The organism is Exiguobacterium sp. s150, assembly GCF_018618435.1.
GTDB lineage: Bacteria > Bacillota > Bacilli > Exiguobacteriales > Exiguobacteriaceae > Exiguobacterium > Exiguobacterium alkaliphilum.
The window spans coordinates 39992-50001 of record NZ_JACSMC010000021.1 but is presented as its reverse complement, the minus strand read 5'-3'; the positions used below and the strand labels follow the sequence as shown (position 1 = coordinate 50001).

The window sequence follows — 10010 nt, the reverse complement described above, 5'->3', positions numbered from 1 at the left end:
GATGTTTTTCACATCCGAACTCACGTTCATCCCATGCCTAAAGGCGGGCTATGCCCGGTATGGGCTTTCCTGCTCGTATAATCTGTAATAATTAACGAAGCCGTGGATGAGTCCTCCGTAATTGTGGCACGTCACCGGCACCCCGAGGCTAATCAGTTTATTCGCATACGCTCGACCGAGGTCGCGGAGCGGGTCATACTCGGCCAAATATTCGGAAAAAATTGGCGAAGCGTACGGGTGTGTCAGCTCCGTCTCATCGTTAAAATACTGATGCTGGAACCATCGAATCAACCCCTCGTCGAGCAAGTAGCCGTTCGCATGCTCAACCATCGACAACGGCACGTTTTCCTCGGTCCCAGTGACCGGGTAGAGGAGCAGTTGGTGCACCACTGGCGGGCCGTCTCGTTCGACGGCGATTAAGGCGCTGACCGTCACGAGCGCCCCGCCGGCACTGTCACCGCCGACGGCGATGCGGGCCCGGTCAATCCGTAACGTATCCGCGTGATCGGCCACCCAGACGAGGGCGCCGTACGCATCTTCGACAGCGGCCGGGAACTTGTGCTCCGGCGCGAGACGGTAACCGATTGAGATAACGGTACAATCCGCCTCGTTCGCGAGCGTCCGGCAAATCGCGTCATGTGTGTCGAGGCTGCCGCTGACATAGCCGCCTCCGTGATAGTAAACGAGCACCGGGGCGATGGTCTCGGTTGTCCGATATACCCGCCCCGGAATCGTCCGGCCGGAGAGGGTGAGCGTAATCTCTTCCACTTCCTGGACGTGCTCTTTATGTTGAAATCGGGTCATCATCGCATCTTCTTGTCTTCTCAATTCGAGCGGATCCAATCGATCGTATGTGACCGGCAAGTCATTTTGCAGCTGGTTTAAATAAAATTGAATCGTCGGATTGACTGGCAATGGGAATCCCTTCTTTCTCTATTGGCGTTCAGTTGCCTATTCCCAGCCGCGTCCAACCTTAAGCAGAATCGTGCGTTTTTCGAAATGCCCAACGATAAAAGGACGTCAAGCCAACACCAATCGCGAACACCATCGTCCAGATGTTCATGACGATGAACTGATTGAACGGCTTAAAGAAGTAATCCCACGCCCCGTCGACACGCCAAACCATCGCCGTGGAAATGAAATAAGATACGATGAGTCCGAATGCGAGCCACGGGAACATCCCACGTCGAGCAAACCGCCACGCGCCCCACCACATAATGACCGGAATCATGACATACCCGAACGCATTCCCTAAAAGAAAGTCTGATGCTGTCACGAAGAAACCCCACGGCAGACACAGGAGGACGACGAAGATGATTCGCCCTAGCATCAGGCTTGCCCCTGTTGATTCTTTTTCCACCAGACGAACAAGAAGACGCCCATCCCGACGACCAAAATCAACATCGAGAATATCAGTTGTTGCTCGAGCGGCAAACTCGTCTGGGCGAACGCGTATTGCGGCCCGAATAAGAGCAGCGGAATAATCAGATTGATCCACGTCTTCGTCCACACCGAGACGATGAGTAACGTAACGACGGCCATTCCGAGCAAGACGAGTTGGCCGGTCGAACCGAACACGATCGTCGGGGTCTCGACGAAGATGTCGAGCACCATCAGACCGAGGAACAGCGTCATCGGCAACACGGCAAGCGCGATGTACGTCGCCCCGTTTTTGAATGGACTTGCTTTCGAACGGACGGACAGATTGCGGAACGCTTGCGAGGCGGCCAGCAAGAACAGGACGGCTACGAGCGGGAACCCGATCAGCTGAACCGTCGAGAACGTCATCTCGCCTTGAATGAAGTTACCGATGATGATGTAGGCGAACACGTTCGGAACCAACATCGCGATGATTTTGAAAAAGCCTTTCCCATCAAACGCCATCTCATGCCCGAGATGCTGCATATAGGCTTTCGGACTTTGGCCGACGACATCGTCCACACTTTTTCCTGCCCGTTCCGCTTCCTCGAGGTGATCTTTGAGCTCGGCGACGACGTCGTGCACTTCCTCTTCCGCTTTCCCACTCGACATAAGATAGACTGCTAAATCATCCAAAAAATCACGACTCTTTTTTGAAAGCTCCATCTTCATTCCCCTCTCCGAGTACGCGGTCGACGCCGCTTGACACTTCCGCCCAACGTTGTTTGAAGGCGAGCAATTCTTGTTGCCCCGCCTCCGTCAAGATGTAATACTTTCGCTTCGGCCCTCCGGACGGCAGTGTCTTTTGAATCGTCTCGACCCAGCCGTCTTTCTTCATCCGCAATAACACCGGATAGATGCTGCCCTCACTCACCATCGTGAATCCGTACGCCTGCAACTTCTCCGACATCTCGTAGCCGTACGTCTCTCCTTTATCGATGATGGCCAACAGGCACCCTTCGAGCAATCCTTTCAACATCTGACTCATCGCCATGGCGTGACCTCGCTTTCATCAAACTAACTTGTTATACATAATAGTAATGGAAGGTACTACCAAGCGTAACTATTTTGTAAAACAAGCTAGTTGCGCATCGATAGGTTTAATTTTTCAAATCAGGTGAATACTTCTTAAGGTGAAGCAAAAACATAAAGGAGTGTTTGAGTATGCATACCGATTTTACGAAGATGTACATCGATGGCCAGTGGGTCGAAGGATCGAGCGACAAATCGATTGATAACACCAATCCGTTCACGGACGAGACGTTGTTCTCCATCCGCTCGGCCGACGAATCCGATCTCGACAAAGCCTACGCGGTTGCAAAGGAAGCACAAACCGAATGGGCGACGATGCTCCCACAAAACCGACGCGCCTTGATTGAGAAGTTCGCCGAAGTGACGCTCGAGCATAAAGATGACATCATCGAGTGGCTCATCAAAGAGTCGGGCAGCACGCGCATTAAAGCAGAAGGTGAATTTTTAGCATCGATGGCGATCATCAAGGAAGCGGCGACGTTCCCGTTCCGCATGGACGGCCTCATCAAGCCGTCGATCGTCCCGAACAAAGAGAACCGCGTCTACCGGAAACCGCTCGGCGTCATCGGCGTCATCAGCCCATGGAACTTCCCCTTCCACCTCGCGGTCCGCTCAATCGTCTCCGCCCTCGCGACGGGGAACACCGTCGTCGTCAAACCGGCTACGGCGACACCGGTCACAGGAGGTCTCCTCTTCGCCTCGCTCTTTGAAGAAGCGGGTCTTCCGAAAGGCGTTTTGAACATCGTCGTCGGTCGCGGTTCTGAGATTGGGGACGCCATCGTCGAGCACCCGGTGCCAAAACTCATCTCGTTCACCGGTTCGACCGAGGTCGGCAAAGGGATCGCCGAGAAGGCCGGACGCCTGTTGAAAAAGACAGCGCTCGAACTCGGTGGGAATAACGTCTTCGTCGTCTTAGACGACGCCGACATCGACCGTGCCGTGGAATCGGCCGTCTATTCGAAATTCTATCACCAAGGGCAAATCTGTATGTCGACGAACCGAATCCTCGTCGCCGAGTCGATTCACGATGAATTCCTCAAAAAATTCGTTGATCGGGTCCGTGCCTTGAAGTTCGGCAACCCGAACGAATCAGACACACAAGTCGGTCCACTCATCGACCACGACCAAGTCGACCGTATCCTTGATCAAATCAAGCAGACGGTCGACGCTGGTGCGACGCTCCAGGTCGGCGGTAACGCTGACGGGAACGTGCTCGAGCCGACTGTCGTGAGCGGTGTCACGAACGACATGCCGCTCGCGAAAAATGAGATTTTCGGACCGGTCGCCGTCATTCTGTCGTTCAAGGACGACGCCGAGGCGCTGAAACTCTCGAACGAGTTGCCATACGGACTGAGCGGTGCCGTCCACGGTTCAATCTATCGCGCGACCGAGTTCGCCCGAAACGTCGAGACCGGGATGATTCACGTCAACGATCAATCGGTGAACGACGAGCCGCACTTGCCGTTCGGTGGCGAGAAAGATTCTGGTCTTGGCCGTTTCAACGGCGAATGGGTGCTCGAGGAGTTCACGACGCTCCAATGGGTCTCCGTCATGCACGAACGCCGAGAATACAAACCCTTCTTCTCGTAAGCAGCAAAAAGCGTGTTGATCCGTTTGCGGACCGACACGCTTTTTTAGATTTTCTTCACAAATTCCGATTTGAGTTTCATCGCACCGAGCCCATCGATTTTGCAGTCGATATCATGATCGCCATCGACGAGACGGATGCCTTTCACTTTCGTGCCTTGTTTGACGACGAGCGACGTCCCTTTCACCTTCAAATCTTTGATGACCGTGACCGTGTCCCCGTCTTGGAGCACGTTGCCGTTCGCGTCTTTGATTTGCGCGTCCGCTTCTGCCTCGGCCGCCTCGCTCGGTGACCACTCGTAGGCGCATTCCGGACAGACGAGCAAGCCCCCATCCTCATACACGTACGTGGATTGACACTTCTGACAATTCGGTAGTTCTGTCATGCTGATTCCTCCATTCGATTCCCTGTAGCCAGTATATCGTAATTTCGGAACGTCCGACAGCTACCGCTCAGCCCTCTTCCGGCGTCTCCGGACCGTTCAAATCGAGTTGATAGAATGATAAATCAAGCCATTTTCCAAACTTGTAGCCGGCCCGTTTCACCGTACCGGAATGAACGAATCCGACTTTTTCGTGAGCCCGGATACTCGTCACGTTCGAAGCGTCGATACCACCGATGACGGTCTTATACTCACGCTCTTCTGCGAGACGGATAATCTCACGGAGCAACTTGTTGCCAATCCCTTTGCTGCGGTAACCGGGATGGACGTAAATCGAGTGCTCCACCGTGTATTTATAGGCTGGCCAAGGTCGGAACGGACCGAACGTGGCGAATCCCATGACGACGTCCGCTTCTTCCCAGACGATTACCGGAAGACCGGATGCCTTCTTCTCTTCATACCAGGCGATTCGGTTTTGAAGCGTCACCGGTTCATAGTGATAGACGGCGGTACTGTTGACGATAGCATCGTTGTAAATATGTAGGACGGCCTGAAGGTCGTCGCGTCGACAAGTTCGAATCATGAGGCACCACTTTCTTAGCGTTTTCTTCATTATACTTATCTCGATTTCAAAATACACGTGGCGATTTGCTCCCACATAAAAAAGTCAGTCGACCGACTGACTTTTTTACATTATGCGGCCAACCGATCGCACATCGACGCGCACTCGAAACAGACGCGTGCGCATTCCTGACAATGCTCATGCTTGTGTTTCTCACACTCCTGGGCGCACGCCTTACAGACGACGGCACAAGCCCGGGCAAGTTCCGGCACGAACGCCGAATCCCGCGTCATCGCCTCGGCGAGAAATGTACAGAGGGCGGCGCATTCACGGTCGAGTCGGATGCAATCGACCATCATCTTCACGTCTTTCTCTTCTAGACACGATTCCAAACAGTAGTTACACGTCTCGACACAGTCATGTAGCGTCTCCAATTCGTTCGCATAAATCCGATGCATAAATGGATCCTCCTTTTTTTTAACTGAGGTGACAAGTCCAATACGTTACTGTTGTTCCCTAATCGCCAAAAAAAAAAACGGCCCGCTCACTGTCTCGGGTCGTTGACGAACGTCCGATATAGGTAAGCGACCGCATTCAACAGCCGTTTCGAATAACGCTTCGGCATGAACGGGAGACGGTAGAGCCGATACATCCGCTTCAAATCTTCCCATTGATGGTCGACGTGCTGGCCTTGACGGAATCGGGCCAAATCGATTAAATAGATGCGCCCGTCCGGACTGAGGATGATGTTTCGCAAATGGACGTCGGACGGTGTCAGCCCGAGCGCCCGTGCCGCAAGGAGCGCTTCATCGACTTGATTGATATAAGACGCGTCAATCCAAATCCCTTCGGTCAAACATTCAAATAGCGTCTTCCCCGCGATGTAGTCGATGACGATATAATTCGGCCCGGCCTCATAGAGCCGTGGGAAGTGCGGCACCCCTTGCAGCGTGTCATAAATGACGTGCTCTTCGGCCGCGATGTGAGTGAAACCGGGGAAAAACACTTTGATGACGCGGGCGGTCCCGTTGATTCGAAACACCGCGGCGCTTCGCCCGATTCCATGTAACTCGAGTTGATCGTGATGCCTGATCACGTGGGTCTCGTGACCGGATTGGTCGAACACCACGTCGGCGTAGTCGTGATAGCGTCTCATGAGGGGCTCCTCTTCTAGATTGTGTTTTTATCATAGCGGATTTTAGTCGATTTGACTGCATCCTCGAATCGGCAAAGTGACGCTTCGTCGATTTATCCGTATAATGAAAGCGATTGACAAAGAGGAGGAATGATTATGCAACGCATCACGCTTACTGAAGACTTATCATTCTCACGCATCGTCCATGGCATGTGGCGTCTCGCCGAATGGAACATGAGCGCCCAAGAGCGGCTCACGTTCATCGAGTCGTGCATCGAGCTCGGCATCACGACGTTCGACCATGCCGACATTTACGGTGGCTACACGTGTGAAGGGCTGTTTGGAGAAGCGCTTCGCTTGAAGCCGGAGCTCCGTGACCAAATCGAGATCGTCACGAAGACGGGCATTAAGCTTACAGGCGACTTCAATCCGGGCCAGACCATCAACCATTATGACACGACAAAGGCGCATATCATCGCCCAAGCCGAACGGTCGCTCTCAGAGCTCGGCATCGATCACATTGACACGTTGTTGATTCACCGCCCGGACCCGCTCATGGACCCGGACGACATCGCCGAGGCGTTCAACGCGTTGCACGACAGTGGCAAAGTCCGGACGTTCGGCGTATCGAACCATCTGCCGTCACAGCAGCGCCTGCTTCAATCACGCCTGCCTTACAAGCTGGTGACGAACCAACTCGAACTTTCGCCGATGCAACTGAAGCACTTCGAGGATGGGGCGGTCGACCTGTGTCATGAAGAACGGATGCCGCTCATGGCATGGAGCCCGCTCGCTGGCGGACGACTCTTCTCAGACGATTCGTATGCACCACTTCGCGACAAATTGAAAGAAATCGCTGAGCGGCACGGTGCGCATGGAATCGATGTAGTCGTTTACGCCTGGTTATTAAAACACCCGGCGCGCATCATGCCGATTATCGGTTCTGGGAAAATTGACCGAGTCGAGCGTGGCGTCGAGGCACTCGAAGTCGAACTGACTCGTGAAGAATGGTTCGAAATTTTGAAGGCCGCACGCGGCCGAGATGTAGATTAAAGGATTAAATATACAATTAATTCCTTTAATCACATTTTTCAAAAAAAGTCAATGTAAATACGATTCGCTAAACGATTGATAATCCTTCATTATTCGTCAAAAGTCGACACGTTTAAAAACGTTAAACCCCATTTTATATCCATAAGTGTAAAAAGGACCCGCTCAGTTCAAGTCGAGCGGGTTTTTCGATTTTTTTTATCAAAATCACTTTAATTTTCCTAAGTCTAAAGTCACAAAAAATTGGTGCTAAAATGATGAAAGTTATTCATTGAAGGAGAGCACCGATGTGAAAAAGTACCTGATTTTCTGTACACTTGCCATATTGACGTTTTTGTTCGGATGTGAAGAAGAGCAAGCGTTTCGCTTACATACAGCCCCAGAGTACTATCAAGGACGGGCGATGCTGCCTTCCGGTCAATTGATTGAGATGACCGAGGCCGATCGGACGACGGTCTTGGACGCCTGCTACCCGGAAGACGCCCTCGCCCTCGCACCAAGAGGAGAGCGCCGTTGGATCGGCACGGTCACGCTGTCACAACCGCTGACGACCAACAGTTCGACCCAAGTCTTCCCGACCGCCACGTTCTTTGAGGCGGAGAATCAGACGTTCGTCGAATGTCAGGTCGATACAATCACCTATATGAAGCAAATCGATGCCGTCCCCGATAGTCTTGCCGCGTTCCGCGATCAAGCCGTCACCTATCCAGCCGTCGCCAAACTGCGCAACGCCCAGCCCCACGAGCGGTTACAGTTTTTAAAGGAAATGGATAAACCGTTCGGCAACGAGCCTTATCCGACACGGACCGCTTTCGAGCAAACGCTCGTCCATGTCACGATGCCGTTCAACGGGTCGTTCGATTTGACGTTCGAATCGTCAGAAGGCAATGAGCGTGTCACAATTCCAATCGACGCCGCCTCACGTCAGCCGTTTCGTTCAATCGGATTCGGATTGGAATCAACCGAGAAGATGAACGCGTACGGGGTTTACACCTCCCCGAATCAGGAGGGGTATGACGAGGTGCGACGACCGGAAGACGCCTCGTTCGACCGCTTGCTCGGTGTCCGTCAAACCGAGACGCTCCCGACGACGCTCGTCTCAGGCGAACGGTATCCACTGTTTAGCTTCTCGTTCATGCGTGACAACGTCCCGCATAAAGAAATTGTCTCCATCACGTATCACGAACCGATCCTGTTGCGAGGCGAGGCGTTGAAGCGTGAGATGCGAGCCGAATTCTCGAACCGGCAGCATGCCGTATTTCATGAACTCGCTTTAATCGGCACCGAATCGCGAGATGCCTCGTTCTTGACGCATGTATCGGCCGACGATACGCGCTTCATATTCAAGGCGATCGAACGTTCGAAAGCGACGACCGAACCGGGTGAGCCGGCCTCGATGCCTTACTTGACCGTATTCGAAGGCATCTGCGCCCAAACGTTCGACGTCGGTTATCGAGGTGACGACGTCGTGTTGACGAATACAAAGACCGGGTCCCACTTTAAGCTATTACGGGACGATGCGAACAAATGGCACGACCGCTTTGACGACTAAAGGAGGAATCTTGTGCGCAAAATCAGCATAGTCGCGTCTCTACTTTCCGTCTTGGCCTTGAGCGGTTGCACGGAAGAGGAGACGGCGCTCGAACTCAACGTTCGCCCCCTCTTGTTTGACGGCTATCGCTTCGAGGTCGGAAAGACGTTGACACAGATGGACGAGACGGAGCATACAGCCGTCCATACGATTTGCGACGAGACGGACGTCACGTCGTTACCGGACCGCCCGTTCGTCTTCGATGCGTCATATCGTAGCTTCTCGCGGTTCTCACCCGAGATGGTCTCGCCCCTGACAGGCCTCACCGTCTTCCATGACGACGAAGCGGCATACGCCTACTGCGAGACCGGCCACAGCCGGTATGTGAAACAAATCGACCCGGAACTCATGCCGATTGCCTATCGTGAAGCAGCCCCTGAGCCGCTTCGACCGCGTTCAGCACGTGTGTCCGCCGATACGCAACAGACGCTTCTTGAACAACTCGAGGATGACGCTCCATATTTCGAGTTCAAACCGTTCAACGTGCCGTTTGTGGCGTTACAGGCCCCCCTGCTCACGACGCTTTCGATCGAGGTAAACACGCAGGACGCATCGACGACATTCTCTCGACCTTACGAACCAAGCCTTGGTCTGCAACATGTGACACTCTCGCTTCATATCATTGAGATGAATGGGTTCGTCCAACCGGCGCTCTTTGAATCTTCTGAAGTGAACACATCGCAGTGGCCGCTCGACCCTGTGCCTGACGGCGGCGTCCCGACATTGTCAGACACGTATCCGTTACCTGAGACGCTCGAGTTCGGGAAGACGTACCCGCTCTGGCAACTTTCCTATGATGTCGAAGGAGAAGTCGTCGAGCAGACCATCTCGCTCCGCTATGAGCCACCCGTCACGATGACGCAAGCCGAGGTCGACGCCGCAACGATGACAGCCGATGAGGAAGTGACAATCGGTTACTTCCACAAGACGCCGTTGTCCGGAAAGACCGAGTTGCATGCCTTAGACGCGGTTCAGACGTTGACGACGGACGGTGCGACGTTAAAACAGATCGTGGCACGGGCTGAACCGGTCAAACGGAGCGGCGAGCCGTCCGACTATCCGTTGTTCACGTTAATCGAGGGCGTGACGTCCCAAACGTTCGAGGTGACGCTTCATAAGCGCTCGAAAAAAACGGACGTCTTCCTCACGACCGAAGGCAAACATTACAAGCTGAACTCCGAGGACAGCGCCACGTGGCTGTCGCTCGCCCCTTACTGACAGACGGTCTTCCCGTCTGTCTTTTGCACGTTC

Annotated in this window: 12 protein-coding genes; 4 read left to right on the top strand and 8 right to left on the bottom strand. The window is 53.5% G+C overall.

Translation table 11 applies throughout. The features are described 5' to 3' along the window. Positions 1-48: 48 nt before the first annotated feature. From KNP76_RS10860 to KNP76_RS10845, 4 genes are read right to left on the bottom strand one after another with little or no spacing between them, the layout of a single operon-like run. Positions 49-915: an alpha/beta hydrolase gene (locus KNP76_RS10860; protein ID WP_214844541.1), complete on the bottom strand. Its 867-nt coding sequence runs from the start codon at positions 913-915 to the stop codon at positions 49-51. 58 nt (positions 916-973) lie between these two features. After that, on the bottom strand, positions 974-1330 hold the full coding sequence (locus KNP76_RS10855) for a hypothetical protein (protein WP_214844540.1): 357 nt from the start codon (positions 1328-1330) through the stop codon (positions 974-976). Further along, entirely contained in the window at positions 1330-2055 is a 726-nt protein-coding gene (locus KNP76_RS10850) for an HAAS domain-containing protein (protein ID WP_214844539.1), read from the bottom strand. The genes KNP76_RS10855 and KNP76_RS10850 overlap by 1 nt, the downstream gene beginning before the upstream one ends. A 4-nt stretch (positions 2056-2059) precedes the next feature. Further along, entirely contained in the window at positions 2060-2413 is a 354-nt protein-coding gene (locus KNP76_RS10845; protein ID WP_034816206.1) for a PadR family transcriptional regulator, read from the bottom strand. A 170-nt stretch (positions 2414-2583) separates the two neighbouring features. On the opposite strand from KNP76_RS10845, the gene KNP76_RS10840 reads away from it, so the two are divergent. Next, a complete protein-coding gene (locus KNP76_RS10840) occupies positions 2584-4041 on the top strand; it encodes an aldehyde dehydrogenase family protein (protein WP_214844538.1) in 1458 nt (485 codons plus the stop codon). A gap of 44 nt (positions 4042-4085) precedes the next feature. Here KNP76_RS10840 and KNP76_RS10835 read toward each other — a convergent pair whose 3' ends face one another. From KNP76_RS10835 to KNP76_RS10820, 4 genes are all read right to left on the bottom strand, one after another. Beyond that, positions 4086-4424, bottom strand: coding sequence for a zinc ribbon domain-containing protein YjdM (locus KNP76_RS10835; protein WP_214844537.1), 339 nt, complete (start codon positions 4422-4424; stop codon positions 4086-4088). 67 nt (positions 4425-4491) lie between these two features. After that, the gene (locus KNP76_RS10830) at positions 4492-5004 is read right to left on the bottom strand and encodes a GNAT family N-acetyltransferase (protein ID WP_034807804.1); all 513 of its coding nucleotides are present in this window, start codon (positions 5002-5004) and stop codon (positions 4492-4494) included. Positions 5005-5114: 110 nt separating this feature from the next. Next, positions 5115-5441, bottom strand: a complete 327-nt coding sequence (locus KNP76_RS10825; RefSeq protein ID WP_034807807.1) for a four-helix bundle copper-binding protein — start codon at positions 5439-5441, stop codon at positions 5115-5117. Between the two features lie 86 nt (positions 5442-5527). Then, the gene (locus KNP76_RS10820) at positions 5528-6139 is read right to left on the bottom strand and encodes a protein kinase family protein (protein WP_211780320.1); all 612 of its coding nucleotides are present in this window, start codon (positions 6137-6139) and stop codon (positions 5528-5530) included. 135 nt (positions 6140-6274) lie between these two features. On the opposite strand from KNP76_RS10820, the gene KNP76_RS10815 reads away from it, so the two are divergent. From KNP76_RS10815 to KNP76_RS10805, 3 genes are all read left to right on the top strand, one after another. Next, positions 6275-7171, top strand: a complete 897-nt coding sequence (locus KNP76_RS10815; protein WP_034807813.1) for an aldo/keto reductase — start codon at positions 6275-6277, stop codon at positions 7169-7171. Positions 7172-7457: 286 nt separating this feature from the next. Next, the gene (locus KNP76_RS10810; protein ID WP_371816215.1) at positions 7458-8720 is read left to right on the top strand and encodes a hypothetical protein; all 1263 of its coding nucleotides are present in this window, start codon (positions 7458-7460) and stop codon (positions 8718-8720) included. Between the two features lie 12 nt (positions 8721-8732). Then, positions 8733-9977, top strand: a complete 1245-nt coding sequence (locus KNP76_RS10805) for a hypothetical protein (protein ID WP_214844536.1) — start codon at positions 8733-8735, stop codon at positions 9975-9977. Positions 9978-10010 lie beyond the last annotated feature (33 nt).

Bases quoted from the DNA above. Each gene is read 5' to 3' on its own strand.
- KNP76_RS10855 (WP_214844540.1), bottom strand. From the start codon at position 1,330: ATGCTAGGGCGAATCATCTTCGTCGTCCTCCTGTGTCTGCCGTGGGGT.
- KNP76_RS10845 (WP_034816206.1), bottom strand. From the start codon at position 2,413: ATGGCGATGAGTCAGATGTTGAAAGGATTGCTCGAAGGGTGCCTGTTG.
- KNP76_RS10840 (WP_214844538.1), top strand. From the start codon at position 2,584: ATGCATACCGATTTTACGAAGATGTACATCGATGGCCAGTGGGTCGAA.
- KNP76_RS10835 (WP_214844537.1), bottom strand. From the start codon at position 4,424: ATGACAGAACTACCGAATTGTCAGAAGTGTCAATCCACGTACGTGTAT.
- KNP76_RS10830 (WP_034807804.1), bottom strand. From the start codon at position 5,004: ATGATTCGAACTTGTCGACGCGACGACCTTCAGGCCGTCCTACATATT.
- KNP76_RS10825 (WP_034807807.1), bottom strand. From the start codon at position 5,441: ATGCATCGGATTTATGCGAACGAATTGGAGACGCTACATGACTGTGTC.
- KNP76_RS10820 (WP_211780320.1), bottom strand. From the start codon at position 6,139: ATGAGACGCTATCACGACTACGCCGACGTGGTGTTCGACCAATCCGGT.
- KNP76_RS10815 (WP_034807813.1), top strand. From the start codon at position 6,275: ATGCAACGCATCACGCTTACTGAAGACTTATCATTCTCACGCATCGTC.